This window comes from Helicobacter pylori NQ4053, assembly GCF_000274605.1.
GTDB lineage: Bacteria > Campylobacterota > Campylobacteria > Campylobacterales > Helicobacteraceae > Helicobacter > Helicobacter pylori_CV.
The window spans coordinates 41,621-67,333 of the sequence record NZ_AKNV01000001.1; the positions used below are offsets into that span (position 1 = coordinate 41,621).

Consider the following 25,713-nt stretch of genomic DNA (forward strand, 5'->3'; position numbering starts at 1 on the left):
CTATTCAAAAACCAAAATAAGGAAATCCTAATGACTACAGACAGAAACCTGTTTTTTTGCGCTTCGCTATTGATTTTTTTGGGGGTATTGATGAGCTATTCGCTCTCAACTTACACCACAGTGGTGCTGTATCATTATGGGGAATTCCATTTTTTCATACGCCAGCTTGTGAGTGCGATCATAGGGATTGTTATCATGTGGGGGTTGTCTAGGGTTGATCCTAGCAAGTGGTTTAGCCGTTTGGGGTTTTTTCTCCTTTTTGTCCCATCATTACTCATTATTGGCATGTTTTTTTTGCCAGAAAGTCTTTCTAGTAGTGCTGGGGGGGCGAAGCGCTGGATTCGTTTGGGGTTTTTCTCTCTAGCGCCTTTGGAGTTTTTAAAGATTGGTTTCACCTTTTTTCTTGCGTGGAGTTTGTCTCGCACCTTTGTGGCAAAAGAAAAGGCTAATGTCAAAGAAGAACTCATCACTTTTGTGCCTTATTCGGTGGTGTTTGTAGCCTTAGCGATTGGGGTGGGGGTTTTGCAAAACGATTTGGGGCAGATTGTTCTTTTGGGGGCGGTTTTAGCGGTGTTATTGGTCTTTTCTGGGGGGAGTGCGCATTTATTTGGCTTGATTGTTTCAGGGGCACTTGCGATTAGCGTTTTAGCGATTGTTACAAGCGAACATAGGATTTTACGCCTAAAATTGTGGTGGTCTAATTTGCAAAATTCGCTTTTCACGCTCTTGCCGGATAGATTAGCGAACGCTCTTAGAATAAGCGACTTGCCCGAATCCTATCAAGTCTTTCATGCAGGCAATGCCATGCATAATGGGGGGTTATTGGGGCAAGGGCTTGGGCTAGGGCAAATCAAGCTTGGGTTTTTGAGCGAAGTGCATACGGACATGGTCTTAGCTGGGATCGCCGAAGAATGGGGTTTTTTGGGGTTATGCGTTTGTTTTATTTTGTTTTCTGTTTTGATTGTTTTGATTTTTAGGATCGCTAACCGCTTGAAAGAGCCAAAATATTCGCTATTTTGCGTGGGCGTGGTGTTACTAATAGGGTTTTCTTTGGTGATCAACGCCTTTGGGGTGGGTGGGATTTTTCCGGTTAAGGGCCTAGCGGTGCCGTTTTTGAGCTATGGAGGGAGTTCGCTTTTAGCGAATTGCATCGCTATAGGGCTTGTTCTAAGCCTAGCGCGATACATTAAGGGCTAAATTAGCCCCTTTCAAAAATCAGTGCCACAAAAAGGGTTCAACTTCTGCGTCATTCAAATCAAAAACCACTTTATAGTAATCTTTGATTATCGCATTAATATCCACGCCCTTAAACGCTTCAGGGTGGGCTTTTAAAGCGATAAAAAGACTAATGAGCGGGGCTCTAGGCCCGCCAATATCCATTGTGGGGAGCTTATAGACTTGCTTGTTTTTGATAGCTTTGATAGTGGAAAACTTGGGGTTGTTTAACACGTCTTCAGGAGTGAGTGGGCTTATCCACCAAATGAAAATGATTTCAGGGTTTTCTTTAACGATTTTTTCCACGCTAATGTCAGCACGCCCAAACTTAACGTATTTCAAGCCAAAATTGTCTATGCCTCCTTTTTTTAAAATGTCTGAATCAAGGGCTTGATGGCCGCTAATCTTATTGGCTTTGTGGAAAAGCTCCACGCCCTTTTTCTTTTTAACGCCTTTCAAACGCTCAGCAATGAAATCCAAAGTTTCTTGCATTTTGGCTAGTTTTTTAGAAGCATCAACTTCTAAGGCTTTAGCTTGAGCGTCAATATCTTCCATGACCTCTGCAATGGTTTTTTCTTGGAAAGAAAGAAATAATATACCAAATTTTTTCGCATGCTCTACCGCTTTAGGGTTACCCACAAAGGTTACCACAAGATCGGGGCTAAGTTTTTTTAAAAGCTCCACATTCAACGCCGCCACATGATCGCTGCTCATGGATTTAATGCGTTTAGGATCTTTGAGAGTGGCTTTAACAATATCAGATTTAAAAGCGTAATCCGAAATGCCCACGACCCTATCCCAAGTATGGAACATAGCAGGCACTTCTGCAAAGCTACCCAAGTAGATTATTTTAGAAACAGGAAGCTTGATGGCTTGATCCCCGAAATAATCTTTGACTTGGACTTCTTGATTGGAAGCGTTAGCCACGCCTAATAACGATGAAACAAGAAGAACCCCTAAAGAACAAGAAATTAAGGCTTTTAAAGCGAGCGATTAGCATGACAATTCCTTTCGTATGATTTATGAAGCGATTATAACACTATTAAGGAAATACAAGCAGTAAAAATGAAACTATTTTTCACAAAATCCTAAAATTTAAAAGGAAATATCTTTTCATTAACTTTTTAAGAATATACTCCACCATGTTTCCGCTGATTGAGTGGAAAGCATAATAAAATTAAATCTATTTTAGGTTTAATTTTGATCCAACAAAATTTTAATAACACTAAGGAGTTGTATATGTTAGTTACAAAACTTGCCCCAGACTTTAAAGCACCTGCCGTTTTAGGAAACAATGAGGTTGATGAACACTTTGAGCTTTCTAAAAATTTAGGCAAAAATGGTGCGATTCTTTTCTTTTGGCCAAAAGATTTTACCTTTGTATGCCCTACAGAAATCATTGCGTTTGACAAAAGAGTGAAAGACTTCCACGAAAAAGGCTTTAATGTGATTGGCGTGTCTATTGACAGCGAACAAGTGCATTTTGCATGGAAAAACACCCCTGTAGATAAAGGCGGTATTGGTCAAGTAACTTTCCCTATGGTAGCTGATATTACCAAAAGCATTTCTAGAGACTATGATGTGCTGTTTGAAGAAGCGATCGCTTTGAGAGGAGCTTTTTTGATTGACAAAAACATGAAAGTAAGGCATGCAGTGATCAATGACTTACCATTAGGTAGGAATGCAGATGAAATGCTTCGCATGGTAGACGCTCTCTTGCACTTTGAAGAACATGGTGAAGTGTGCCCAGCAGGCTGGAGAAAAGGCGATAAAGGCATGAAAGCAACTCACCAAGGCGTTGCAGAGTATCTTAAAGAAAATTCCATTAAGCTTTAATGGTTTAGTTCGCTGTTTGATCAAGAGAAACTTCGTTTTTCTTGATTGAATCCTTTTCTTTTTATTCTTTGCCAGTTTCTAAAATTTTCGTATCGTTTTATCTTTTTATCATTTTTGAATTAATTTTTTAATAAAGGGTTTTTTATGAATATATTCAAGCGTATTATTTGCGTAACCGCTATTGTTTTAGGTTTTTTTAACCTTTTGGACGCCAAACACCACAAAGAAAAAAAAGAAAACCACAAAATCACTCGTGAGCTTAAAGTGGGCGCTAACCCTGTGCCGCATGCACAAATCTTGCAATCAGTCGTGGACGATTTGAAAGAGAAAGGGATCAAATTAGTGATCGTGTCTTTTACCGATTATGTGTTGCCTAATTTAGCGCTCAATGACGGCTCTTTAGACGCAAATTACTTCCAGCACCGCCCTTATTTGGACAGGTTTAATTTGGACAGAAAAATGCACCTTGTTGGTTTGGCCAATATCCATGTGGAGCCTTTGAGATTTTATTCTCAAAAAATCACAGACATTAAAAACCTTAAAAAAGGCTCAGTGATTGCCGTGCCAAATGATCCGGCCAATCAAGGCAGGGCGTTGATTTTACTCCATAAACAAGGCCTTATCGCTCTCAAAGATCCAAGCAATCTATACGCTACGGAGTTTGATATTGTCAAAAATCCTTACAACATCAAAATCAAGCCTTTAGAAGCCGCATTATTGCCTAAAGTTTTAGGGGATGTGGATGGGGCTATTGTAACAGGGAATTACGCCTTGCAAGCAAAACTCACTGGAGCCTTATTTTCAGAAGACAAGGACTCGCCTTATGCCAATCTAATAGCCACTCGTGAGGATAACGCGCAAGATGAAGCCATAAAAGCGCTGATTGAAGCTTTGCAGAGTGAAAAGACCAGGAAATTTATTTTGGATACCTATAAAGGGGCGATTATCCCGGCTTTTTGAGCCATTTGAATAACATTCGTCTTTAAGATGAATGGAGGGGGGTGCTTTTAGGCACTAATAAAAAAACTCTTTTCTCATTGAGCATTAAAAACGCTAAAAGTATTTTTAAAATAAAACTATAAAAGAGCTTGCGCTAATCAAGTAGCAATTTCTTAAAAGCGTTATTTCTTAAGGGGGAAATGGCACAAAATAACCCTCTCTATCCCTTTAAGAAAATCATGATAAAATCTAAAACGATGAAGCCAAATAACTAAAACCCCATTTTTTAAAAACATTAAACAAGACTTCAGCTGTCAATATGCGATTAAAACAAAGCCAAAAATACAGCAAGCCTAAATCTGATTAAAGTTACGCTTTTAGAATGTTCTTTAATAAAGACCAGTTTTAAACCACCCGTTAGACTGAGTTATAGAGCGCTGAAACAAGTTTGGAAACAGGTTGGCTAATGGTCTTTAGCGTTTAAAAGGTTGCGTTTTTGAAAAGATTTAGAATTTTATTAAAGATAGCCAAGCTCATAGAGTTTATTGCTCATTTTCACTAACAAGCCCCCTAGTTTTGACCCCCCTTCCCCATGTTCTACTAAAATAGTGATAGCGTATTTGGGTTTTTCATAAGGCAAGAATGCGGTAATCCACGCATGGGATCGATGGAAATATTCCATATCCTTTTCTTTCATGCGATTGACGATGTTTTGAGCGATTTCCACGACTTGCGCGGTGCCGGTTTTACACGCTAAAGTAACCTTAGAACCCCTTGTGGAATGATAAGCGGTGCCGTCTTTATGGTTACACACTTCATACATGCCCACGCGCAAGGCTTGGAGCTTCTTTTTTTGAAAACTATTTAGGGGGTCTTTGAGCGGTTGTTTATTATTGATAGCAAAATGAGGCGTTGCCAGTTTGCCTGTCGCAATGAGTCCCGTATAGGCTAGAACCTGCAAGGGTGTGGCTAAAAAAGAGCCTTGCCCGATAGCAGTAATGAGCGTGTCCCCAACGCGCCAGTCTTGATTGAAGCGTTTGAGTTTCCATAAATTATCCGGCACGATCCCCACAAATTCATTCGGCAAATCAACGCCCGTTTTTTCCCCAAAGCCCACTTCCCTTAAGGTTTTAGAGAGTTTTTCTATAGAGATTTCAAGCCCAAACTTATAAAAATACACATCCACGGACTCCCTAATCGCTTTATACAAATTAGAATTGCCATGCCCTGTTTTTTTCCAGTCCCTGAATTTGCGCTTACCCACTTCAATAAAAGGGGGGGTGGGTATGGTGGTGTTCTCTGTGATATGAAGGTTTTCTAAAAAGCTTAACCCCACGCCCATTTTAACCACAGATCCCGGCGGATACAAGGCGTTAGCGAAGCGGTTTAATAAGGGGTTATAAATATCATCTTGGAGTTTTTGCCATTTGTCTTGACTGATCCCGCCCACAAAATCGTTCAAATTGTATTCAGGGTAACTTCCTGCAACGAGCAATTCCCCATTTTCTGCGTTCATCACTAAAATAGCCCCCCTTTTATTTTCAAAGAGCTTGTCCGCTTCTTTTTGCAAGCGTTTGTCTAAACTCAATTGCAAGTGGTTATTGGCGCTTGGTGGCACGACTTCTAAGGTGGCTAATTCCTGATTGAGCGCATTGACATGCATGATTTTATAACCCACCTTGCCTTGTAAAAGCTTGTTGTATTCTTTTTCAATGCCGGTTTTGCCTACAATCTGGCTGTATTGATTCTCTTCATCGTCTTTCAAGTCTTGCAAACTTGCCACCCCCACATAGCCTAAAACATGCGAAGCTAAAGCGTTATTAGGGTAGTAACGCTTGTCTAAGGGAAGAGCAAAAATGCCTTGAGTTTGGATGAGTTTGGCATAAAGAGGTTGCATGGCGGTATAAGGAATGAATCCCACCACTTTAATGAGGTTATGGTTATAAAGCGAATTTTCTTTTTGGTAATTGTTTAAAAGCGTTTCTTTGGAAAAATTAGGGAAAAATTTTTGGATCACCTCAATTTTTTCTAAAAGCTCTTTTTGTTTCAATCCACTAGGCAAAAACACGCCAAACACCAATTCATTAATGGCTAAAAACTCATCATTTCTGTCTGTAATATTGCCCCTTGTAGGGATTAAAAATTCTTTTTTAGTCATGTTTCGTTCGGCCAGTTTTTCATAGTATTCTTGATTTTTAACGCTTAGAATAAATAGATTTAAGATTAATAACCCCCAAAACCCTATAAAAACAAAGAGCAAAAGCTTATAGCGAAGATTTTTCATACAAACCCCACAAAGCGCTCTCTATTAAAGCAAAAAGAGCGAGAAAACCGATCGTTTTCAAATCCAAAGACACCGAAAAAAAGCGCGATAAATAAAGGTAATAAACCAAAAAAACATGCAAAGTTTTGAATAAAAAGCCGTCATTAAAAAGCTTTAAAGAGTTTTTATAGACGATTTGGTGGTAGATTAAAAACAATAAAGCCAAAACGCCTAAAGTCTTTAAATGCATGCTCTCAAACCAAAACAAACAACCAAACACGCTCAAATTGGGTAAAAAACGATCGTATTTTTTCGCATAAAACAAGAATAAAAACCCAATCATTGGGGGTAAAAAAGGCATTAAGTCTCTCAAAAGGCTATAAAAATAAAAACCAAAGATTCCTAAGCATAAGAAAAAAAAGGAATCTTGTTTTAAAGAGAGCATGGTTTTGTGGCTTATAAGGGGTTAGTGAGCAAGTATTTTAAAAGGGTTTGGCGCACTATTTCAAGGGTTGGGTATTTTGAAGAAAGAGCGTTAAAATGGGTGGTATTGATTAAAAAAGGTTTAGGAGCGTTTAAAAAAAGGCGGTGTTGCTCGTTTTTATTCAACTTGTCAAATTTCGTAAAAAGAGAAAGGTAGGCTTGATCGGGCCTTAAAAGGGCTTGAATGTTTTCTTTAGCGTTTTTATCAATTTCTAAATCCAAATGGCGCGCATCCACTAAATGGATAAAAAGCTTGATTGAAGTCCTAACGCTCAACAATTCCCATAAAAACCCCTCCCATTCTTTTTTCAAGCTTTTAGAAACTTTAGCGTAGCCAAACCCGGGCAAATCAATCACATTAAAAGTGGTCGTTAAAGCGTTTTCTTTATCTTCCCAAGTGGTGGAAAAAAAATTCGCTAAACGGGTTTTTCCCGGCGTTGCTGAACTTTTGGCGAGATTTTTCCCCAACAAGGTATTAATAAAGGTGCTTTTGCCTACATTGCTGCGCCCTAAAATGACCATCTCAGAAGTCAAGCTTGCGGGGCATTGAAAAAGTTGGCTAGAAGAAGTGAGAAAATGAGCGTCTTTAATGGCGATCATGGTTTTTCGCCTTTCTTCTTCAATTTAGCCTTACGATTTTCTTCATTAATATCTTCCATATCAAACACAAACTTAGCGGGCCGCTTCGCGCTCCCCAACACATCAGCATAACCCTTAGTTTTGTTTAAAATGATTTCATCACCGGTGATGACATTGGATTTCCCCACTTCTCTAACCACCGCATTTTGCAATAATTTGTATTCCCCATTCAGCGCGTTATAAATGAGCTTGTCAGCGCTCCCGCTGATTTCACGATTATCCTCTGTAAAGATATTAAAGTGCGTGTTCCCTGTGGCTTCATAGCGCTCTGGCTTTCGTTTGTCGTTTAAAAACACGCTCACTTTATCCGCAAACAACCGGTCTTTACCTTTTTTGATCTGCACATTGCCTTGAATAACGGCGGTTTTGGTTTTGTCGTTCGCTACAAATTTATTGCCGGTAATCTCTAAAAGCTCTCTTTCTTTTTTCAAGCCTTTATTCTCTAATTTTTGAGCGCTCATCACGCTTAAAATGCCAAAACAACACACCAAAAAACACCACCAACGCATTAAAAACCTCCTTTGAAAGTGGGGAATTTTTTCTTTTCTTTCTGGCTTTGTTTGATTTCATCTAAGAATAAATACGCTTGAATGCTTTGAGCTTCAATAACGGCTAAAGCATGCGAATAAGAAATGTCAAGCCCTTCAACCTTGCTATCTTTTGAAGTGAGAATGAAACGGCCCTTGCCTTTAAAATTTTGCTCCTTGTGGTTGTAAATCCCTGTTTCACTCCAAAAACTGGAATCATCGCTTCTTTTATAAGTAACCCCATTAGGGAAGAAATACAAATCCTGCTGCCGCCTGGCTTTAGGGGATTCAACGCTTTCAATAGTGTCTTCATCATAGCGCTTGATTTTGGAATCAAAAAAGATCTCGTAACCATCGTATTGTAAAGCTTTTTTGCCCTCTATGGACAGATCAAGGATTTTATCGTTGATTTGAAACGCTTTAAAATTTTCTAATTCAATTTTAGGGATATTTTCTTTAGAGATAACGCTAGTGGGTTGGGAACGCAAAAAGAAAAAGACTAGCCCTATCGTGATGAAAGATAAAACCACAAAAAAGTTTAAAACGCTATTAGAGGTAAAACTTGAGCGCTTCATCTTGCAAGCCTTCTAATGTTAAAAGATAATCAATCGCTTCCCTAACAGCCCCCTTGCCCCCTGAATTTTGCAACACTTTATAAGCTTTGCTTTTAAGCAAGGGGTGCGCATCAAAAGGAGCGAAACTCCAAGCGCATGCCTTAAACATGCCTAAATCGTTATAATCATCGCCTACGCATGCGATTTCTTGCGCGCTCAATTGCAAGTCTTTTTTGAGCCGCTCCACAACCACGCTTTTATTTTCAACGCCCATAAAAACAAACTGAACGCCCAAACTCTCCATGCGTTTTTTCACCATGATTGAAGTTCTTCCTGTAATGATAGCGATTTTTTTGCCTAATTTTTGCCATAGCGTCATGCCAAGCCCGTCTTTGACATTGAAAGCCTTGAACTCGTGAAAATTTTTATCAAAATACAACGACCCGTCTGTGAGCGTGCCATCCACATCTAAAAGCAATAACTTAATCATTCTCTCGTTAAAACCGCATTCTGGTTATATTTTTTCATAAAATCCCTAGCCTCTTCTTCACTTTGAAACCCTTGAACTAAAACTTTATACAAATCGTCTTTAAAAGCAACCTTGACGCTGTAATCTGGATTTTCTGCTTGCAATTTATCCGCTAAAGTTTGAGCGCCTATTTGGTTTCTAAAAGCCCCCATTTGCAAAGAAAATTTCCCTCCGCTCACGCTTTTTTCGCTCTCGCCGACTTTAAATTCCTTGTGTAAGATCTTTGAATAGTTAGCGTTAAAGGATTGTTCGTATTGATTAGAGATAACCCCACCAAAACCCAAAACAATAAGACGCACGCTGGCTGTGCCTTTTTTAACCATGTCAATATCCCTAGCGGCCGCATTAGACAGATCAATGATGCGATCGCTCACAAAAGGCCCTCTATCATTAATGCGCACAATGGTGCTTAAGTTATTATCAACATTGATGACTTTCACCACGGTGTTCATGGGTAAAGTCTTGTGCGCGGCGGTGTGGGCATACATGTTATAAATTTCCCCATTACTGGTTTTTTTGGCATGGAAGTTAGGGCCATACCAACTCGCAACGCCATCAAATTTTTCGCCTAAATCCACTTTAGTGGGGTAATACCACTTGCCCCCCACTTGATAAGGGCGCATGGTGGCTCTTTGGATCGCGCTAGAATCGCGCATACCGTTATCCATAGCTTGCGTTTTGGTGCTGTCATTTTGCAAATTGGAGTGGTGTTTGAAATGGCGTTCAAAAAAATTGCGTTTATAGGTGGCTTTTTTGGTTGTCGGGTCATAGTCTTTAGCGTTTTCATAAGCACGCAAACTTTCATGCTTGTAAGACAAATTCCTTACCCCCTCTTTTTTAACCGCACAAGCGCTAATCAAAAAAATAACGCCTAAAAAACAAACTTGTTTCAACGCCAAACCCATTAAAATTCCCTTGTAGCGAGTAATTTTTTGTTGGTGGGGATGATTAAGCGTTGGTGGATAAAAATATTAGAATCTTTGAGGTTATTGGCTAATTGGATACTAGAGATGCTGACTTGATAGCGTTTAGCGATAGAAGATAGGGTTTCTTTAGGCAAGACCACATGGGTGATGAAAGGGCTTTTTGAACTGGCTTGAATGCTTTTATTTTGTTTGAGTTGGCGTTGTTTGAAAAGGGCGAGTTTTTCATAAGGGATATAAATGGTATAAGTGGGGTCTTTAGAAGGCAGAATGTTATAGCGGAATTGGTGGTTGTAGGATTTTAGGGTTTCCAAACTCAAATTCAAATTTTTGGCCACTTGGATTAAAGAAGTGTGCCTTTTAAACGGAACGCCCACTAAACTCACTCTCGCCCCACGATTGAGCAGATATTCTTTATCTTTGAGGTTGTCTAGGCTGTTGAATTTCAACGCCAGGCTTAGAATGGAGCGGATATACTCTCGTGTCTCTTTAGGGAGGTATTTTTTATCTTCATCTAACAAAATCTTAATGTCTGAAGTGCCGGCGGCTTTAATAGCGTTTTGAACCTTGCGTAAGCCGTAATTATACGCCATAGCGACCAAATACCACTCTCCGGTTTGCTTGTAGAGCCGTTTCAAATAAGTGATTGCCGCTTGAGTGCTTTTAATGGGGTCTCTTCTTTCGTCAATGTAATGATTGACCTTAAGCCCTAATTCTTTAGCCGTGCTTGGCATGAATTGCCAAATCCCTACCGCTTTTTTCCTGCTATAAGCCCTTGATGAAAATTTAGACTCGGCCATGGCTAAAAATAAAAATTCTTGCGGCACGCTCGCTTCTATGAGCATGTTTTTAATGATGGGGATGAACTGGTAATTCACATCAAATCTTTTGACTAACTTTTTCCATTCCTCTTCTTTATTCATTTTCTTTAAAGCGTTTGGCATTTGGGATAAAAACCCTGCATTAACCCCAAAAGCCTCTAACGCTTTGGTGTCAATATTAGATTCAAAAGCCATTTTTGCATGGCCTAAAGAAGTCAGTAAGAACCAATGAGTCATTAAAAAAAACAACCATTTGGTATTAAAATATTTCATTCTTTTTTAAAATCCTGATCATTTGATAAGTTCAATAATGGCTCTAATTATAACTAAACTTGAATAATACTTTTTTAAATATAGCCCCATTTTCAGGGGAAACTAAAGAGCGTGTGAGCGTTATGCGTGCTTAAAGAAGCGAGCTCTTCAGTCTCTATGTTGATGATTTCGGCAATTTTTTGAGCGATTAAAGGGATATAAGTAGGGCTATTCCTAGTACCTCTAAAAGGGTGTGGGGTCAAATAAGGCGAATCCGTTTCTAAAAGAAGCCTGTTTTTAGGGATTTTAGGGAGAATCTCTACCAGTCTTTTAGCGTTTTTAAAGGTGCTAACCCCCCCTATCCCATAATAAAAACGATCGCTTAATTCCAAAAGCATGTTATCAGCGTTAAAGCAATGCAACACCCCAAAAGCCTTAGGATAGCTTTTTAAAAGATTCAAGCTATCAAAACTCGCCTCTCTAATGTGGATAATCAAGGGCTTATTGTGTTGGATAGAAAACTCAATCTGTTTGGTAAAAATTTCTTTTTGCTTGCTTTTATAACTCTCTCTTTCATTCAATTCAGGCAAGCGGTAGTAATCCAGTCCGCATTCGCCTATCGCCACGCATTTTTGATGCCCAACAAATTTTTCAAACAGGCTTTCATCAAAACTCTCCACATCATAAGGGTGAGCGCCTATGGCAAAAAACACGCCTTCAAATTTTTCGCTAATTTCTATTGCTCTATTCAGATCCTTCATGTCCGCGCCCGGAATCACGCATTGCGTAACGCCTTTTTCTAGGCTTTCTTTTAACACTTCTTCTAAATCGTTTTCATAATCCTTGTGATCCAAATGGCAATGCGTATCAATAAACATGCTTCTATCCTGTGGTTTTATTTAGTATGTTACAATAGTCAAACATTCTAACATAAGGAGAATAACAATCAATTATGTTTAGCGGGTTAATCCATAAAATAGCTAAAGTGAAAAGTTTCCACAACAATATTTTAAGCATAGAGAGCGATCTCAATCCCAAGCTTGGTGACAGCATTGCGATTAATGGAGCGTGTTTGACCGCCATAGAAAGTTCAAAAACGCATTTTAGCGTGGAATTGAGCCAAAAAACCCAAAACAGCGTGGCGTTAGAAAATTACAAGGATTTAGTCCATATTGAGCCAGCCCTAAAAGCGAACGCTAGTTTAGACGGGCATTTTGTGCAAGGGCATATTGACGCTATCGGGGTCATTGAAAAAATCATTCACAACTCTAATCAAGTGGATTTTTTCATCAGCGCTTCTAAAGAAACGCTTTTATTGTGCGTTGAGCAAGGCTCTATTGCGATTGATGGGGTGAGTTTGACTTTAAGCAAGGTAGAAGAAAAGGGGTTTTGGCTAACGATTATCCCTTACACTTTAGAAAACACCCTTTTTAAGACTTATAAACTCAAACGGCACGTGAATATTGAAACGGACATGTTGGTTCGTAGCGTTGTGTCTATTTTGAAAAAAACAAAAGGGTTTGAAAAAAAATTCTCTTGGAATGACGCCGATGCTTTGACTTTAGGGTATTAGATGAATAAAACCATAAAAGCTGCCGCTCTAGCCTATAACATGGGGCAAGATCATGCCCCAAAAGTGATCGCAAGCGGGGTGGGCGAAGTGGCTAAAAGGATCATTCAAAAAGCTAAGGAATACGATATAGCACTCTTTTCTAACCCCATGCTAGTGGATTCGCTTTTAAAGGTGGAATTAGACTGCGCGATACCTGAAGAATTGTATGAAAGCGTGGTGCAAGTGTTTTTATGGCTCAATAGCGTGGAAAATAACGCGCAAATGTCCAAGTAAGTCAAAAAGTCAAATAACATGGTAGTAGAATTAAAAAACATTGAAAAGATTTATGAAAACGGATTCCATGCTCTAAAAGGCGTGAATTTGGAATTGAAAAAAGGCGATATTTTGGGCGTGATAGGCTATTCAGGGGCTGGGAAATCCACGCTCATCCGCCTGATTAATTGTTTAGAGCGCCCCAATTCTGGCGAAGTGTTAGTCAATGGGGTCAATCTGTTAAACTTAAAGCCTAAAGAATTGCAAAAAGCGCGCCAAAAAATAGGCATGATTTTCCAGCATTTCAATTTATTGAGTGCTAAAAATGTGTTTGAAAATGTCGCTTTCGCTCTAGAAATCGCCCGATGGGAAAAAAATAAGATCCAATCCAGGGTGCATGAATTGTTGGAATTAGTGGGGCTAGAAGATAAAATGCATTTTTATCCTAAACAGCTCAGCGGTGGGCAAAAACAACGAGTGGCGATCGCTAGGAGTTTAGCGAATTGCCCTGATTTATTGCTTTGCGATGAAGCCACATCCGCACTGGATTCTAAAACCACGCATTCTATTTTAACGCTTTTAAGCGGCATTCAAAAAAAGCTTGATTTGAGTATCGTTTTCATCACGCATGAAATTGAAGTGGTTAAAGAATTGTGCAATCAAATGTGTGTGATCAGCAGCGGCGAAATCGTGGAAAGAGGCTCGGTAGAAGAAATTTTTGCTAACCCTAAACATGCCGTTACTAAAGAATTGCTTGGCATCAAAAACGAGCATGGGGATCAAAAATCGCAAGACGTTTATCGCATTGTGTTTTTAGGGGAGCATTTAGACGAGCCGATCATTTCTAATTTGATCAGGCGTTTTAAAATAGATGTGAGTATCATTTCAGGCAACATTGAAGAGCTTACGACTAAAGATATAGGGTATTTAGTGGTGCGGTTTTTAGGCAGCACCACAGAGACTCAAAGGGCTTTAGAGTATCTAAACGCTTTAGGCTTACAAGTGGAAAAATTAAAGGATTAAAATGATTTCTCAAATGCTCATTCAAGCCACGCTAGAAACGCTTTATATGGTGTTTGTAGCGAGCTTTTTGGCGGTTGTTTTTGGCTTGCCTTTGGGGGTTTTATTGTTAGTGAGTAAAAAAGGGCATTTGTTAAACAAACCCCTTTTGCATAAAATTTTAGACACTTCTATCAACATGACTCGCTCTTTCCCTTTTATCATTTTGATTATTTTGCTCCTGCCTTTATCGCGCTTTTTGATTGGCACGAGCATTGGATCTAGCGCAAGCATTATCCCGCTAGCCATTTCAGCCATTCCTTTTGTCGCAAAGCTTTTTGAAAATTCTTTAATGGAAGTAGAGCATGGCAAGATTGAAACCACTTTAAGTTTGGGAGCGTCTCATTTGGAAGTCATTAAAATGATGCTTTTAGAGAGCCTGCCCTCTTTAGTGAACAATATCACCATCACCTTAATTTCTTTAATAGGCTATTCGGCTATGGCGGGAGCGTTAGGGGCTGGGGGCTTGGGGGATTTAGCCATTAGGATTGGCTATCAAAGTTATAGGGGCGATGTGCTTTTTTATGCTGTGGTTGTGATCATCGTTTTAGTGCAAATCATTCAAAGCGCGGGGGATTATGTGGTGAAACGCCTAAGAAAGCATAAGTATTAGGGATTTGGTTTCGCCTTGTGATTCCAACAAATTAGAACTTTTTTTGAAAAAATTTTTTTGAAAGAAAGTTTTTATCGGTTTAGACCATCGTTCTTTAACCACTAAATTATAGTAATGAGATGCAAAAACCTTTTAGTGCAAATCATTCAAAGCGCGGGGGATTATGTGGTGAAACGCCTAAGAAAGCATAAGTATTAGGGATTTGGTTTCGCCTTGTGATTCCAACAAATTAGAACTTTTTTTGAAAAAATTTTTTTTGAAAGAAAGTTTTTATCGGTTTAGACCATCGTTCTTTAACCACTAAATTATAGTAATGAGATGCAAAAACCTTTTAGTGCAAATCATTCAAAGCGCGGGGGATTATGTGGTGAAACGCCTAAGAAAGCATAAGTATTAGGGATTTGGTTTCGCCTTGTGATTCCAACAAATTAGAACTTTTTTTGAAAAAATTTTTTTTGAAAGAAAGTTTTTATCGGTTTAGACCATCGTTCTTTAACCACTAAATTATAGTAATGAGATGCAAAAACCTTAATGGAGCGTATGCTCACTTCATAAAGACGCTTATCTTGAGAAAAATAATGGATTTTTTGAGCAATATCTCGGTATTCTATGCGTTTTTTTTGCATTTCTAGAGTGAAGTCTTTCCAAAATGGAGTGTGTGCAAGCATCTCTAACCACAGGTGGTATTGGTTCCCCAAAGGGAACTCCCAAGGTTTGCCATTGTAGATTCCAAGAGCATCTTTATCAGATTCATAGTGCATGATAATAGGGTTTGAAAGAATGTCTTGAATTTGAGAGATCTCATAGGGGATTTGCTGGCGATAGATAAATTCATTGGGTTTGTCTTGGTGGATGATTTCAAACCGAATGGGTAAGGAAGCTTTATGCCTCAAATCATTAAGTTCTTCTTGATAATAATAAGGTAAAACACAATAGTATAAGGGAAGTTCTTTAATATAAGCATGCAAATGGTGTATTAATGTAGGTTCTTTAAAATATGGACGCATTACTTGAATTTTAAATTTTTCTAAGACCTGTTGGGTGAAAGAGTGCTCTCGCATGTAATCCAAATTGCAAAACCAAAACCCCTCTGTAACTGATTGTGATACTAAACTTATCACACCACTCAAATGAAAAGATTCGCTTGTGTCTAAAGCGATAAAATCATCAGCGAAAGCTCTGCAAAAGACCACATCCACATCAGACCAAATCATTTTGCTGTATTGGGGGAATAAACTAGGGAGAAGGTATTTGACCAGAATCATTCTAGAATAGCGATTAACCCATGCACTATCCGTGATGGTGGGCAAAGAATCAAGAGTGGCGCTAATATCTTGGCATTTTAAAGCGGCAAAATGCTTGAAAGGCTTGATAGTTTCTTGGAGTCTGTTTAAATCATCTTCATTCAAACCGCTATAGAATACATAGATACTGAAAAATACCCCTTCAACTGCATGATGGGCATGCAATAAAGAGTAGAGAGCCACAGCCCCTGTTTTTAGGTAGTTTTTATCAAAGGCAAAGGCAATAGGGATTTCATGTTGCATCAATTTTCCTTGGAGATTTTGTGAAAATAAACTATATCATAGCTTATGTTAGTTTTTATCGATAAATTTATCCATCTGTTTTTCTAAGTCTATGATTTGCGTTATCGCTCCCTCTAAAATTTCAAAATTTTTAGCGTTTTTTGGGGCAATGCATGCAAGCTTGTTGGAAGACTTTTCTAATGATTGGATGTCTTTAAGCAAGGTTTTTAAAACTTCTATGCTTTTAAAATCCTTTTCAAAATAATCATCAAATTGTTGCTCTGTTTGAGACAAATTCTCTAAAAAATCGTTTTGAAGACGCATTTGGGTGCGATCATGCCCGGTTTCAATACAGGTTTTATAGGTTTTATTGATCGCAGTCAAAACCTCTTTGGCTTTCAAAAAAGCCTTGGAAAGTTCAGCGATGATTTCATAATGTTCGCCCTCTGCTCTTAAAAACCCTAAAAATAGTGAAATGAGCAATAACTTTTTTAGCATTTTATCCCTTTACCATTGATAAGAAAAGCTCACCCCATAGCGGCTACTGCCTTTAAAGTCGCTAGAGATTTCAGGATAGAGCATCCATCGCTTGGGTTTGTAGCGTGAAGTGAATAAATAGGCAAACCCCCATGCGATAAGACTGCCGATCGTAACTTGCAAGATCGTGTGTTGTCCTGCCACCACTCTGCTAGCATCAGTGAGGATTGCAAGAGCGATCACAGGAAGAGCTGGTTTCCACCCATAGCGGTAATACACAAACCCAGCCGCGCTAAACACCCCCCCAGCATGCCCGCTTGGCATGCCTCTCCAAGAATTACAGCATGGGCGTTTAGCAAATCCCACTCTAGCCCCATCTTTATGGGCGTTGCTAAAAGCTCCTTTAAGGCCATAAATCACCCCTTGAGTAACCAAAGTGCCGACCGCTAATTCCCCTAATCCTCTATAATCGCGCATCGCTAAACTGACCGTACCTACAAAAATAGGCAAAAACCTGAGCACATCGCCGATCTCTTCTAAAATGTATGCCCCCTCATTGATCGGCTCACTCCTTAAAGGATAGACCCATAAGAGCAGGCTCAAAAAAAGACCTTTGAGCTTTTTCATTAAAACGCTCGCTTTTCTAAAGTGCAAACTTGCCTATTCAAATAAACATAGCCTATTAAATAGCATGCAATAAAGACTAGGCCAATGACAATGAGCGCGTAAGGATTTAAGCGGAATAAGACGCTGATTAAAATAAAAGGCAGGTTGCACAGAATAAGGATAAACGCGCATAAAGGGTTGGGGTAATTGAAAGAGCGTTGTTGCAAGAATTTAAATAAAAGGGTGTGCAAATGCAAATTATCTGGCATGGTGGCTTTCTGGCGTTTTATTTTGCGTCTAAGGATACTAAAAAGCACCTCTATGACCGGATAAAGCATTAAATTGAGCCCAAAAAACACGCTGATTTTTTGCTCCAAACTCAAATGTAAAAGGGAAATCCCGCACACCAAACCCAAAAAATACGCCCCCCCATCGCCTAAAAAAATCTTTCCTGAAGGGAAATTTAACACCATAAACCCAAGCACCATGTAAGCTAATAGGCACGCCAAACTGCTAGGCTCTATATAATGGATGACTAAAAGCGTAATCGTGCAAATCCCTGATGCCAGTCCGTTAAACCCGTCAATGATATTAATAGCGTTACTGATGCCAACTAGCATAAAAATTGCGAATAAAAAAGCGATAAAATAAGGCAAGCTAAAAAGGGGCGAAAAATCGCTCACCACTAAAGGCGTTGATGAGATGATGCAAACAACCCCTACGGCTTGCAAAATAAGGCGTATTTTGGGGCTGAGTGAAAGGTTAATGTCTTCTAAAAAACCGCTCAAAAACACTAGCGATAGCCCCAAAAAAACAAAAAACCCCTTAAAAGGTGCTTCAAAAGGTTCAAAATAACAAGCCAACGCAAAAGAAAGAAAGATCCCAAGCCCCCCGGCTCGTGGGGTTCTTGCATGATGGAAGCCTTGGATTTTATTAGCGTTATCCACAAAGAGCATGGATTTTTTAGACCACAGAACAATCAAAGAGCAAATAAATAAACTGGTTAAAAAATATAGCACCCACAACACTTTTTATTGGATTTAATTGGTATTTTGTTTTGGGTATTATAGCAAAAGATAGCTTGATGATAAAATCTTATAGGTATAAGAGGTGGGTTTTATGTTACAATTCCAAAAATCATTATTATAAAATAAAGGATAGTCATGCGTTTTGGATTGAATATTGATCACATTGTTACTTTAAGAGAAATAAGAAAGACTTATGAGCCTGAGATTTTAGAAGCCTTATTCATCGCTAAAAACACCCATAAAGTGGATTTAATCACCATCCATTTGAGAGAAGACAAACGACACATTCAAAATGAAGATGTTTTGAGGCTTCTTGAAATAAGCCCCTTGCCTATCAACATTGAATGCTCTATCAACGCTGAAATCACTGATTTTTTATGCTCTTTAAAAAATAAGCCCAGTAAGGTTACGATCGTGCCTGAAAACAGAAATGAGGTTACGACAGAGGGGGGGTTGGATTGCTCACTAAAGGGTTTAGGAGAGGTGATTAGAGCGTATCACAATAAAGGCATTGAAGTGTCTTTGTTTATTGATCCTTTAAAAGACTCTTTGCATTTTGCAAGGGAGCATCAAGTCAAGCAAGTGGAGTTCCACACTGGGGTGTATGCGAATTTGCACAACGCTTTATATTCTAACGCTAACAATCAAATCCATGCCATTAGCGCGCTCAAAGACAAAAGCCCTAAAGAATTGAAAGAAGAATTGCACAACGCCTTTTTACAATTAAGAAAAATGAGTAAAGAAGCGTTTTTTATGGGCATTGTGGCATGCGCTGGGCATGGGTTGAATTATACTAACGTGAAAGAATTGTTAAAAATCCCTTCTTTAAGAGAGCTTAATATCGGTCATAGCGTGGTTTCAAAAGCGGTTTTAGTGGGCTTAGAAAAAGCGATTTTAGAAATGGCGCAACTTATTAAGCGATAAAATGGCTAAAAAGAAAATTGCGATCAGTTGCGGGGATATTCAAGGCGTAGGCTTAGAGTTGATTTTAAAAAGCCATAAGGAAGTGAGCGCGATTTGTGAGCCGTTGTATCTCGTTCATGGCGAACTTTTAGAGCGGGCCAATCAATTGCTTGATAACGCTTATGAAACTAAAACGCTTAACACACTCGCTATTGATGCCCCCTTACCTTTATTAAACTCTAGCACGATAGGCAAAGTTAGCGCTCAAAGCGGGGCGTATAGTTTTGAGAGTTTTAAAAAGGCTTGCGAGTTGGCGGATAGTAAAGAAGTGGATGGCATTTGCACTTTGCCTATCAACAAACTCGCATGGCAACAAGCTCAAATCCCTTTTGTGGGGCATACCGATTTTTTGAAACAACGCTATAAAGATCATCAAATCATCATGATGCTTGGGTGTTCTAAACTCTTTGTAGGGCTATTTAGCGACCATGTACCTTTAGGGGCGGTTTCTCAACTCATTCAAGTGGAATCGTTGGTCCGGTTTTTGTTAGCGTTTCAAAAAAGCACTCAAGCTAAAATCGTTCAAGTGTGTGGTTTTAACCCCCATGCGGGCGAAGAGGGATTGTTTGGAAAAGAAGATGAAAGGATTTTAAAAGCTATTCAAGAGAGCAACCAAACGCTAGGCTTTGAATGCTTTTTGGGGCCCTTGCCTGCAGATAGCGCTTTTGCCCCAAATAAACGCAAAATAACCCCCTTTTATGTGAGCATGAGCCATGATGTGGGGCTAGCCCCTTTAAAAGCGCTCTATTTTGATGAAAGCATTAATGTGAGTTTGAACGCCCCCATTTTACGCGCTTCCACTGACCACGGCACGGCGTTTGATATCGCTTATCAAAATAAAGCGAACCATAAAAGCTATTTGAACGCGATCAAATATTTAGCTTAAAGATTTTTTCTAAAAAGGGGGCTTATTTTATTCAAAGCTTTAATTTTAGATTTTATTTCTTTATTCTTTATGCTCAATGTTTAGTTCTAGCTTTCTATTCATTGGTATTTTTGTCATTGGTATTTTTGTAAATTCACTTTTTAGTTTTGGTTTAAAGGTTTTAGAATGCCGCTAACAAGGTATAATTCAAGCAAAAACACCATTCAAAGATAAAGATAATGATTTTAAGCATTGAAAGTTCTTGCGATGACAGCTCTTTAGCCCTTACAAGAATAAAGGACGCTCAACTCATCGCTCATTTTAAAATCTCTCAAGAAAAGCACCACAGCTCTTATGGAGGCGTTGTGCCTGAGCTTGCATCACGCTTGCATGCTGAGAATTTGCCGCTCTTATTAGAACGCATTAAAATCAGCTTGAATAGGGATTTTTCCAAGCTCAAAGCCATCGCTATCACTAACCAGCCAGGTTTGAGCGTTACCTTAATAGAAGGTTTGATGATGGCGAAAGCCTTGAGCTTGTCTTTGAATTTGCCCTTGATTTTAGAAGATCATTTGAGAGGGCATGTGTATTCGCTCTTTATCAATGAAAAACAAACCTGCATGCCTTTAAGCGTGCTGTTAGTCTCTGGGGGGCATTCTTTGATTTTAGAGGCTAGAGATTATGAAGACATTAAAATCGTTGCCACGAGTTTAGACGATAGCTTTGGGGAGAGTTTTGATAAGGTTTCCAAAATGCTTGATTTAGGCTATCCAGGAGGCCCTATAGTGGAAAAATTAGCCCTTGATTACGCGCATCAAAACGAGCCTTTAATGTTCCCTATCCCTTTAAAAAACAGCCCGAATCTGGCTTTTAGTTTTTCAGGTTTAAAAAATGCGGTGCGTTTGGAGGTTGAAAAAAACGCTCCCAATTTGAATGAAGCGATCAAACAAAAGATTGCCTATCATTTTCAAAGCGCAGCGATTGAGCATTTAATCCAGCAGACTACACGCTATTTTAAAATCAAACGCCCTAAAATTTTTGGCATTGTGGGAGGAGCGAGCCAGAATCTGGCTTTAAGAAAGGCGTTTGAAAACCTGTGTGCTGAGTTTGATTGCAAGCTTGTTTTAGCCCCTTTAGAATTTTGCAGCGACAATGCCGCTATGATAGGGCGATCCAGCCTAGAAGCCTATCAAAAAAAGCGCTTTGTCCCTTTAGAGAAGGCCAACATTTCGCCAAGAACGCTGTTAAAAAATTTTGAGTGAATGGATACAAAAAGAAAGCGCTAAAACGCCCTAAAATTCATCAATAGCGTCAAGTATCGGTTATTTTGAGGCAAGAGCTTAAAAAAGAGGGTGTTAAAAAAGCGCGTTTAGTCAAATTTAATCTTATTTTTGTTAGAATTTTGGGTGATTAAGTTTTAGTTTAAAGGGAAAAAATGCTTCGTTCTCTCTATAGTGCCACTTCAGGGATGCTCGCCCAACAAACGCACATTGACACCACTTCAAACAATATCGCTAATGTCAATACCACCGGGTTTAAAAAATCTCGCGCAGATTTTAACGACTTGTTTTACCAAGCGATGCAATACGCTGGCACCAACACAAGCAACACGACTTTATCGCCAGATGGCATGGAAGTGGGCTTAGGAGTGCGCCCTAGCGCGATCACTAAAATGTTTTCGCAAGGCAGCCCTAAAGAAACGGAAAACAATTTAGATGTCGCCATTACGGGCAAAGGCTTTTTTCAAGTCCAATTGCCTGATGGCACCACCGCTTATACAAGAAGCGGGAATTTTAAGCTAGACGAACAGGGCAATCTTGTAACGAGCGAGGGCTATCTCCTCATCCCTCAAATCACTTTGCCTGAAGACACCACGCAAGTAAACATCGGTGTGGATGGCACGGTGAGCGTGACTCAAGGCTTGCAAACGACTTCTAATGTGATCGGGCAAATCACTTTGGCTAATTTTGTCAATCCAGCGGGGCTTCACTCTATGGGGGATAATTTGTTTTCCATCACCAATGCTAGCGGTGATGCGATTGTGGGCAATCCGGATTCTCAAGGCTTAGGCAAGTTAAGACAAGGCTTTTTGGAGCTTAGCAATGTGAGATTGGTAGAAGAAATGACGGATCTAATCACCGCTCAAAGGGCTTATGAAGCCAATTCTAAAAGCATTCAAACCGCTGATGCCATGCTCCAAACCGTCAATTCTCTCAAACGCTAATTGGAGCGGTTGCTACCATTCTTTAATTCTTGTGGCTAGGGTTTTTAAGGTTTTCAACACCGCTTTTTGGGTTATTGCTTGGGTTATTGCTTGATTGGTGCTTTCCTTTTATGAAAAAAAACAGCCAAAATAACTAGACCAATGAGAATACAAAAAACAATAACCAGATACCATGTTTTTTTAGTTTTATTTGCTTCTCGTTCCGCTTTCAGTCTCGCTTCTTGTTCCGCTTTCAGTTTTGCTTCTTATTTCGCTTTTAATTTTAGGCGTAAGGTGGCGATCAAAACGCATGCAGGAACGGTTACCCTATAAGCCGGCCCTGCAAGATTGATGCTCACTAATGCACCTGTAATGACCCAACCAATAGGGCCAGCCAAAACGCCCAAAGTTTTTTAAGCGCTACTTTACCCACCACAGATGATAAACCATGCCCTAGAGTTTTTTTACCATTGCATCTGCAACAGCTATAGCCAACGCATAAGAATGAGAGCCACTCGCTTGAAACAGCGTTAAAACAGATGCGATTAGGATTTGTTTGTTTTCACCAATCATTTTATTAATATTTGTCATGCCCAATTCATGGAGAAGTTCTTCAAGATCTTTTTTACTCATTTGTTCTAAACTATCTTTCAAGAGTTTAGCAAGCATGTTTTGCTCAATCAAAGAGGTGCTAGAAGACTTGTTATAACTAACTTTCAAATGATCGCACGCATCGCACAAAATCTCTTTGTATAAGACCCCTTCATCTCTAAAAAAATTAATAAAACTATTGCCCCCGTAACGCTGCAATTCTTCAGCAATCCTTTTGGGGTATTTGGCGTAATCGCTACCATACCTTCTGTATTCTGTTGAACTTGTCAATTCTTCATTCATTCTTAGTGCACCATCTTCATCATAAACAAGCACATCAAACAAATCTTTCAAATCATTAGAGCTTAATCGCTTTAAAAATTCCAAGTCGCTATTTGTATGCCATGCAATCCCTTTAATTTACTTCTGCCGCTCACTCAAATCCCACCAACCCCCTCTTTTAGTGAAGTGATTAGTGATTAGTGATTAGTGATTAGTGATTAGTGATTAGAGCATCATTTTTTAAAATCATGTTTAACGCCCTAAAAAGCTCAAGCACACCCGCTAACTGCGCACAAAGATAGTGCTACAGATGCTAACGGGCTTTATTGATTTTACAACCAAAGAATGATGATAATAGTTAAAATATTTTGATACGCTTATCATTTTGGATACGATAAATCTGATTTGAAAGTAGGAAACTATTGATTTTTCTTTAGGTATAATTTAATGAAACGCTATTTTGATTTTTGACACAAGGAAACCCCCTCCTTTAACCCTCTAACCCTTACTTTTTATCGTTTTTATGTTCGTGGTTAGCGTTGCATTGATTGGCTTGGTTTTGGCTATTTTTTTGACAACTTTCGTTGTTTTGATTTTTAGCATCACCTTTTTGATTGTGGTTTTGATTACTGCAACTGTTACTCATTTTGTCTCCCTTTTAAATTAAAATAAAAACCAGATGCATTTTCGCACCTAGGTTTCCATTCTATACCCTTTTCCCTAAAAAAAAGCTTAAATGGATTCTATTTGTAACGACTTCTTATCTTCACTGGCTTGCTGTGTTTTTAGGCGTAAAGTGGCAACCACAATGCATGCCGGTATGGTTACCCTATAAGCCGGCCCTGCAATATCAATCGCTGTCCATACGCCTGTAATGATCCAGCCAACAGGGCCTGTTAAAAAGCTCAGAGTTCTTGTAAGCACTTGATCGCCCGCAAGCGATAAACCACGCCCTAGAATGGTTTTTGCGACCGCATTCGCAACAATGACAGCTAATTGATAAGATTTAAAGCCTCCCATTTTAAACAGCGTTAAAGTCGCCGCGCTTAAGGCTTGTCTGTTCAAATTGTCCGTGTTTTTTATGGACAATTCATCGCACATTTCTTTCACTTCTTCATCATCCATTTCTTCCAAACTTCTTTCTAAGATTTTAGAAAGCATGTTTTGTTCAATTAAAGTCGTTTCAGTTTTCTTGTTGTAATTGACCTTCAATTTATCGCACACATCGCATAAAATCTCTTTGTATAAGACTCCTTCGCCTTTAATGAAACTCGCAAAACTATTGCTCCCATAGTATTGCAACTCTTCAGCGATTCTTTCTGCGTATTTAGCGTAATCATCGCCATGCCTTTTGTATTCTATGGAGCTTGTGAGTTTTTCATTGTGTCTTTTTTCGCCGTCTTTACCAAAAACAAGCACCTCAAACAAATCCAATAAATCACCAGATTCCAGTTGCTTTAAAAATTCCAAGTCTCTATCATATTTGTATGCCATATTATTCCTTTATATTGTTTTATCACTTATTAAAAACAAACGACTTTTCACGCTCCATCGCTGTTTTTCTAAAGTGATTACTGATTTTAATATCATTTGTCTAAAACTACACTTAATATTCTAAAAAGGCTTAAACTCAAAAGCCCAACGCTATTAGTTCTATAGATTTCATGCTTTAAAACACCAATTTTTTGGTTATTGCCTGAATAATGTTTGTTTATAAAAAACAACTAATAAAATAATGATTAAAAAGAAAATAAAGCGGTTATAGCATCATTTTTTAAATTTAGGCATAAAACGCCCTCAATTCAAGGGTTTTTGAGTGAGCTTTCTGCTCAAAGAATCCAAGATAGCGTTTAAAAATTTAGGGGTGTTAGGCTCAGCGTAGAGTTTGCCAAGCTCTATGCATTCGTTGATGATGATAGGGTTTTGCGTGGGCGTGAAGCCAATTTCATACGCCCCTAAGCGTAAAATCGCCTTCTCCATGCTCCCTAGTCGTTTGAAATCCCAGTCTTTCAAATGCGGTTCAATGAGGGCGTCAATTTCATTGATTCTTTCTAACACGCCATTAAAAAGGCTTAAGGCAAAAGCCAGCTGGTTGTTTTTAATTTTTTTTTCTTCTAGCATGCTGGAAGCGATTTTTTTAATTTCTTCATTACCGCTTTCAAACGCATACAACAATTCAACCACAGCCCCCCTAGCTTGAGTTCGTGTCGCCATTTTAACCCTTGAGAGTTTGGCACAAGCTCAACAATTCAATGAGAGTGCTCATCGCTTCAAAGCCCTTATTGCCGGCTTTACTGCCCGCTCTTTCAATCGCTTGTTCAATATTGTCCGTGGTAAGCACGCCAAAGCTTACCGGCATGCTGTATTTTAACATCGCACTAGCAATGCCTTTAGTCGCTTCCGCGCTCACGTAGTCAAAATGCGGAGTCCCCCCTCTAATGATCGCTCCTAAAACGCACACGCCATCGTATTTTTCACTCCCTAACAACCTCTCTAAAATGAAAGGCAATTCATAAGCCCCAGGCACCAGCACGAGATCTAAAAGATTCTCATCGCCCCCATGCCTTTTAAAGCAATCCATCGCCCCTTCTTTTAATCTGTCTGTGATGATATGGTTGAAGCGCGAGGTTAAAATAGCGACTTTTTCATTCCCTTGTAATTGCAATTTCCCTTCTATGATTTGCATGAAATTCC

28 protein-coding genes and 2 pseudogenes are annotated in these 25,713 nt (G+C 39.1%); 11 read left to right on the plus strand and 19 right to left on the minus strand.

Annotation, left to right across the window (positions count from 1 at the left end):
* The first annotated feature begins 30 nt into the window (after positions 1 to 30).
* Positions 31 to 1,197: an FtsW/RodA/SpoVE family cell cycle protein gene (locus tag AYS37_RS00200; RefSeq protein ID WP_000205899.1), complete on the plus strand. Its 1,167-nt coding sequence runs from the start codon at positions 31 to 33 to the stop codon at positions 1,195 to 1,197.
* A gap of 18 nt (positions 1,198 to 1,215) precedes the next feature.
* Here the strand turns inward: AYS37_RS00200 and AYS37_RS00205 are convergent.
* Positions 1,216 to 2,215, minus strand: a pseudogene (locus tag AYS37_RS00205) (ABC transporter substrate-binding protein).
* Between the two features lie 239 nt (positions 2,216 to 2,454).
* Between AYS37_RS00205 and AYS37_RS00210 the strand changes: the two are divergent.
* Positions 2,455 to 3,051, plus strand: coding sequence for a peroxiredoxin (locus AYS37_RS00210; protein ID WP_000961629.1), 597 nt, complete (start codon positions 2,455 to 2,457; stop codon positions 3,049 to 3,051).
* Between the two features lie 144 nt (positions 3,052 to 3,195).
* Positions 3,196 to 4,011 (plus strand): MetQ/NlpA family ABC transporter substrate-binding protein, encoded by an 816-nt coding sequence (locus AYS37_RS00215; protein ID WP_001020054.1) that lies wholly within the window; start codon positions 3,196 to 3,198, stop codon positions 4,009 to 4,011.
* Positions 4,012 to 4,507: 496 nt separating this feature from the next.
* On the opposite strand, the gene mrdA is transcribed toward AYS37_RS00215, so the two are convergent.
* The 9 genes from mrdA to AYS37_RS00260 all read right to left on the minus strand — a co-directional run bounded on the left by mrdA (position 4,508) and on the right by AYS37_RS00260 (position 11,859).
* A complete protein-coding gene (gene mrdA, locus AYS37_RS00220) occupies positions 4,508 to 6,274 on the minus strand; it encodes a penicillin-binding protein 2 (RefSeq protein ID WP_000793651.1) in 1,767 nt (588 codons plus the stop codon).
* The gene (locus AYS37_RS00225) at positions 6,255 to 6,698 is read right to left on the minus strand and encodes a hypothetical protein (RefSeq protein WP_000949839.1); all 444 of its coding nucleotides are present in this window, start codon (positions 6,696 to 6,698) and stop codon (positions 6,255 to 6,257) included. The genes mrdA and AYS37_RS00225 overlap by 20 nt, the downstream gene beginning before the upstream one ends.
* A gap of 11 nt (positions 6,699 to 6,709) precedes the next feature.
* Positions 6,710 to 7,336: a ribosome biogenesis GTP-binding protein YihA/YsxC gene (yihA, locus tag AYS37_RS00230; protein ID WP_000560424.1), complete on the minus strand. Its 627-nt coding sequence runs from the start codon at positions 7,334 to 7,336 to the stop codon at positions 6,710 to 6,712.
* Positions 7,333 to 7,884, minus strand: a complete 552-nt coding sequence (gene lptA / locus AYS37_RS00235) for a lipopolysaccharide transport periplasmic protein LptA (RefSeq protein WP_001267780.1) — start codon at positions 7,882 to 7,884, stop codon at positions 7,333 to 7,335. Before lptA ends, yihA begins: the two co-directional genes overlap by 4 nt.
* Positions 7,884 to 8,477, minus strand: a complete 594-nt coding sequence (locus AYS37_RS00240; RefSeq protein ID WP_000830998.1) for a hypothetical protein — start codon at positions 8,475 to 8,477, stop codon at positions 7,884 to 7,886. The genes lptA and AYS37_RS00240 overlap by 1 nt, the downstream gene beginning before the upstream one ends.
* Entirely contained in the window at positions 8,452 to 8,946 is a 495-nt protein-coding gene (locus tag AYS37_RS00245; RefSeq protein WP_000593774.1) for a KdsC family phosphatase, read from the minus strand. The genes AYS37_RS00240 and AYS37_RS00245 overlap by 26 nt, the downstream gene beginning before the upstream one ends.
* Positions 8,943 to 9,890, minus strand: coding sequence for a septal ring lytic transglycosylase RlpA family protein (locus tag AYS37_RS00250; protein WP_000521891.1), 948 nt, complete (start codon positions 9,888 to 9,890; stop codon positions 8,943 to 8,945). The genes AYS37_RS00245 and AYS37_RS00250 overlap by 4 nt, the downstream gene beginning before the upstream one ends.
* Positions 9,890 to 11,002 carry a lytic transglycosylase domain-containing protein gene (locus AYS37_RS00255; RefSeq protein WP_000873353.1) on the minus strand — a complete coding sequence of 371 codons (1,113 nt, stop codon included), beginning with the start codon at positions 11,000 to 11,002 and terminating at the stop codon, positions 9,890 to 9,892. The genes AYS37_RS00250 and AYS37_RS00255 overlap by 1 nt, the downstream gene beginning before the upstream one ends.
* Before the next feature lie 92 nt (positions 11,003 to 11,094).
* Positions 11,095 to 11,859 carry a TatD family hydrolase gene (locus AYS37_RS00260; RefSeq protein WP_000469352.1) on the minus strand — a complete coding sequence of 255 codons (765 nt, stop codon included), beginning with the start codon at positions 11,857 to 11,859 and terminating at the stop codon, positions 11,095 to 11,097.
* 74 nt (positions 11,860 to 11,933) lie between these two features.
* Here AYS37_RS00260 and ribE point away from each other — a divergent pair, with 74 nt between their 5' ends.
* Genes ribE through metI form a run of 4 tightly spaced genes read left to right on the plus strand, consistent with a single transcriptional unit; the run spans position 11,934 to position 14,478 of the window.
* Positions 11,934 to 12,554 carry a riboflavin synthase gene (ribE, locus tag AYS37_RS00265; RefSeq protein WP_000491007.1) on the plus strand — a complete coding sequence of 207 codons (621 nt, stop codon included), beginning with the start codon at positions 11,934 to 11,936 and terminating at the stop codon, positions 12,552 to 12,554.
* A complete protein-coding gene (locus tag AYS37_RS00270; protein WP_001044047.1) occupies positions 12,555 to 12,827 on the plus strand; it encodes a FlhB-like flagellar biosynthesis protein in 273 nt (90 codons plus the stop codon).
* A gap of 18 nt (positions 12,828 to 12,845) precedes the next feature.
* Positions 12,846 to 13,829 carry a methionine ABC transporter ATP-binding protein gene (locus AYS37_RS00275; RefSeq protein ID WP_000259742.1) on the plus strand — a complete coding sequence of 328 codons (984 nt, stop codon included), beginning with the start codon at positions 12,846 to 12,848 and terminating at the stop codon, positions 13,827 to 13,829.
* 1 nt (position 13,830) lies between these two features.
* Positions 13,831 to 14,478 (plus strand): methionine ABC transporter permease, encoded by a 648-nt coding sequence (gene metI, locus AYS37_RS00280; RefSeq protein WP_000625450.1) that lies wholly within the window; start codon positions 13,831 to 13,833, stop codon positions 14,476 to 14,478.
* 428 nt (positions 14,479 to 14,906) lie between these two features.
* Here metI and AYS37_RS00285 read toward each other — a convergent pair whose 3' ends face one another.
* From AYS37_RS00285 to wecA, 4 genes are read right to left on the minus strand one after another with little or no spacing between them, the layout of a single operon-like run.
* Entirely contained in the window at positions 14,907 to 16,025 is a 1,119-nt protein-coding gene (locus AYS37_RS00285; protein WP_001163404.1) for a glycosyltransferase family 8 protein, read from the minus strand.
* A 48-nt stretch (positions 16,026 to 16,073) separates the two neighbouring features.
* Positions 16,074 to 16,502, minus strand: a complete 429-nt coding sequence (locus tag AYS37_RS00290; RefSeq protein ID WP_000914361.1) for a hypothetical protein — start codon at positions 16,500 to 16,502, stop codon at positions 16,074 to 16,076.
* A 9-nt stretch (positions 16,503 to 16,511) separates the two neighbouring features.
* The gene (lpxF, locus tag AYS37_RS00295) at positions 16,512 to 17,108 is read right to left on the minus strand and encodes a lipid A 4'-phosphatase (protein WP_000734131.1); all 597 of its coding nucleotides are present in this window, start codon (positions 17,106 to 17,108) and stop codon (positions 16,512 to 16,514) included.
* Positions 17,108 to 18,115 carry an undecaprenylphosphate N-acetylglucosaminyl transferase WecA gene (gene wecA, locus AYS37_RS00300; protein ID WP_001874413.1) on the minus strand — a complete coding sequence of 336 codons (1,008 nt, stop codon included), beginning with the start codon at positions 18,113 to 18,115 and terminating at the stop codon, positions 17,108 to 17,110. The genes lpxF and wecA overlap by 1 nt, the downstream gene beginning before the upstream one ends.
* Before the next feature lie 135 nt (positions 18,116 to 18,250).
* Between wecA and pdxJ the strand changes: the two genes are divergently transcribed.
* The 4 genes from pdxJ (at position 18,251) to flgG (ending at position 22,167) form a co-directional block, all read left to right on the plus strand.
* A complete protein-coding gene (pdxJ, locus tag AYS37_RS00305) occupies positions 18,251 to 19,039 on the plus strand; it encodes a pyridoxine 5'-phosphate synthase (protein ID WP_001210829.1) in 789 nt (262 codons plus the stop codon).
* A 1-nt stretch (position 19,040) separates the two neighbouring features.
* Positions 19,041 to 19,964, plus strand: coding sequence for a 4-hydroxythreonine-4-phosphate dehydrogenase (gene pdxA, locus AYS37_RS00310; RefSeq protein WP_001074997.1), 924 nt, complete (start codon positions 19,041 to 19,043; stop codon positions 19,962 to 19,964).
* A 218-nt stretch (positions 19,965 to 20,182) separates the two neighbouring features.
* Entirely contained in the window at positions 20,183 to 21,205 is a 1,023-nt protein-coding gene (tsaD, locus tag AYS37_RS00315; protein WP_000603741.1) for a tRNA (adenosine(37)-N6)-threonylcarbamoyltransferase complex transferase subunit TsaD, read from the plus strand.
* Between the two features lie 173 nt (positions 21,206 to 21,378).
* Positions 21,379 to 22,167: a flagellar basal-body rod protein FlgG gene (gene flgG / locus AYS37_RS00320; protein WP_000946437.1), complete on the plus strand. Its 789-nt coding sequence runs from the start codon at positions 21,379 to 21,381 to the stop codon at positions 22,165 to 22,167.
* 22 nt (positions 22,168 to 22,189) lie between these two features.
* On the opposite strand, the pseudogene AYS37_RS08930 reads toward flgG, so the two are convergent.
* From AYS37_RS08930 to ribH, 5 genes and pseudogenes are all read right to left on the minus strand, one after another.
* Positions 22,190 to 23,124 (minus strand): annotated as a pseudogene (locus AYS37_RS08930) (YaaW family protein).
* Positions 23,125 to 23,524: 400 nt separating this feature from the next.
* Positions 23,525 to 23,665, minus strand: coding sequence for a hypothetical protein (locus tag AYS37_RS08550; RefSeq protein WP_000071328.1), 141 nt, complete (start codon positions 23,663 to 23,665; stop codon positions 23,525 to 23,527).
* Between the two features lie 86 nt (positions 23,666 to 23,751).
* Positions 23,752 to 24,513: a YaaW family protein gene (locus AYS37_RS00330; RefSeq protein ID WP_000323673.1), complete on the minus strand. Its 762-nt coding sequence runs from the start codon at positions 24,511 to 24,513 to the stop codon at positions 23,752 to 23,754.
* Between the two features lie 303 nt (positions 24,514 to 24,816).
* Complete coding sequence (gene nusB / locus AYS37_RS00335; RefSeq protein WP_000235753.1) at positions 24,817 to 25,233, minus strand: transcription antitermination factor NusB; 417 nt, start codon at positions 25,231 to 25,233, stop codon at positions 24,817 to 24,819.
* A 1-nt stretch (position 25,234) separates the two neighbouring features.
* Positions 25,235 to 25,705 carry a 6,7-dimethyl-8-ribityllumazine synthase gene (ribH, locus tag AYS37_RS00340; protein ID WP_001165607.1) on the minus strand — a complete coding sequence of 157 codons (471 nt, stop codon included), beginning with the start codon at positions 25,703 to 25,705 and terminating at the stop codon, positions 25,235 to 25,237.
* Between the last annotated feature and the right edge of the window lie 8 nt (positions 25,706 to 25,713).

Excerpts from the sequence above, each read along its gene's own strand:
- lptA (WP_001267780.1), bottom strand. The coding sequence starts at position 7,884 with ATGCGTTGGTGGTGTTTTTTGGTGTGTTGTTTTGGCATTTTAAGCGTG.
- mrdA (WP_000793651.1), bottom strand. The coding sequence starts at position 6,274 with ATGAAAAATCTTCGCTATAAGCTTTTGCTCTTTGTTTTTATAGGGTTT.
- ribH (WP_001165607.1), bottom strand. The coding sequence starts at position 25,705 with ATGCAAATCATAGAAGGGAAATTGCAATTACAAGGGAATGAAAAAGTC.
- AYS37_RS00240 (WP_000830998.1), bottom strand. The coding sequence starts at position 8,477 with ATGAAGCGCTCAAGTTTTACCTCTAATAGCGTTTTAAACTTTTTTGTG.
- metI (WP_000625450.1), top strand. The coding sequence starts at position 13,831 with ATGATTTCTCAAATGCTCATTCAAGCCACGCTAGAAACGCTTTATATG.
- AYS37_RS00225 (WP_000949839.1), bottom strand. The coding sequence starts at position 6,698 with ATGCTCTCTTTAAAACAAGATTCCTTTTTTTTCTTATGCTTAGGAATC.
- AYS37_RS00275 (WP_000259742.1), top strand. The coding sequence starts at position 12,846 with ATGGTAGTAGAATTAAAAAACATTGAAAAGATTTATGAAAACGGATTC.
- AYS37_RS00200 (WP_000205899.1), top strand. The coding sequence starts at position 31 with ATGACTACAGACAGAAACCTGTTTTTTTGCGCTTCGCTATTGATTTTT.
- AYS37_RS00210 (WP_000961629.1), top strand. The coding sequence starts at position 2,455 with ATGTTAGTTACAAAACTTGCCCCAGACTTTAAAGCACCTGCCGTTTTA.
- AYS37_RS00290 (WP_000914361.1), bottom strand. The coding sequence starts at position 16,502 with ATGCTAAAAAAGTTATTGCTCATTTCACTATTTTTAGGGTTTTTAAGA.
- lpxF (WP_000734131.1), bottom strand. The coding sequence starts at position 17,108 with ATGAAAAAGCTCAAAGGTCTTTTTTTGAGCCTGCTCTTATGGGTCTAT.
- AYS37_RS00215 (WP_001020054.1), top strand. The coding sequence starts at position 3,196 with ATGAATATATTCAAGCGTATTATTTGCGTAACCGCTATTGTTTTAGGT.
- AYS37_RS00330 (WP_000323673.1), bottom strand. The coding sequence starts at position 24,513 with ATGGCATACAAATATGATAGAGACTTGGAATTTTTAAAGCAACTGGAA.
- nusB (WP_000235753.1), bottom strand. The coding sequence starts at position 25,233 with ATGGCGACACGAACTCAAGCTAGGGGGGCTGTGGTTGAATTGTTGTAT.
- flgG (WP_000946437.1), top strand. The coding sequence starts at position 21,379 with ATGCTTCGTTCTCTCTATAGTGCCACTTCAGGGATGCTCGCCCAACAA.
- pdxA (WP_001074997.1), top strand. The coding sequence starts at position 19,041 with ATGGCTAAAAAGAAAATTGCGATCAGTTGCGGGGATATTCAAGGCGTA.
- AYS37_RS00270 (WP_001044047.1), top strand. The coding sequence starts at position 12,555 with ATGAATAAAACCATAAAAGCTGCCGCTCTAGCCTATAACATGGGGCAA.
- pdxJ (WP_001210829.1), top strand. The coding sequence starts at position 18,251 with ATGCGTTTTGGATTGAATATTGATCACATTGTTACTTTAAGAGAAATA.
- yihA (WP_000560424.1), bottom strand. The coding sequence starts at position 7,336 with ATGATCGCCATTAAAGACGCTCATTTTCTCACTTCTTCTAGCCAACTT.
- AYS37_RS00250 (WP_000521891.1), bottom strand. The coding sequence starts at position 9,890 with ATGGGTTTGGCGTTGAAACAAGTTTGTTTTTTAGGCGTTATTTTTTTG.
- AYS37_RS00285 (WP_001163404.1), bottom strand. The coding sequence starts at position 16,025 with ATGCAACATGAAATCCCTATTGCCTTTGCCTTTGATAAAAACTACCTA.
- AYS37_RS00260 (WP_000469352.1), bottom strand. The coding sequence starts at position 11,859 with ATGTTTATTGATACGCATTGCCATTTGGATCACAAGGATTATGAAAAC.
- tsaD (WP_000603741.1), top strand. The coding sequence starts at position 20,183 with ATGATTTTAAGCATTGAAAGTTCTTGCGATGACAGCTCTTTAGCCCTT.
- AYS37_RS08550 (WP_000071328.1), bottom strand. The coding sequence starts at position 23,665 with ATGAGTAACAGTTGCAGTAATCAAAACCACAATCAAAAAGGTGATGCT.
- AYS37_RS00245 (WP_000593774.1), bottom strand. The coding sequence starts at position 8,946 with ATGATTAAGTTATTGCTTTTAGATGTGGATGGCACGCTCACAGACGGG.
- AYS37_RS00255 (WP_000873353.1), bottom strand. The coding sequence starts at position 11,002 with ATGAAATATTTTAATACCAAATGGTTGTTTTTTTTAATGACTCATTGG.
- ribE (WP_000491007.1), top strand. The coding sequence starts at position 11,934 with ATGTTTAGCGGGTTAATCCATAAAATAGCTAAAGTGAAAAGTTTCCAC.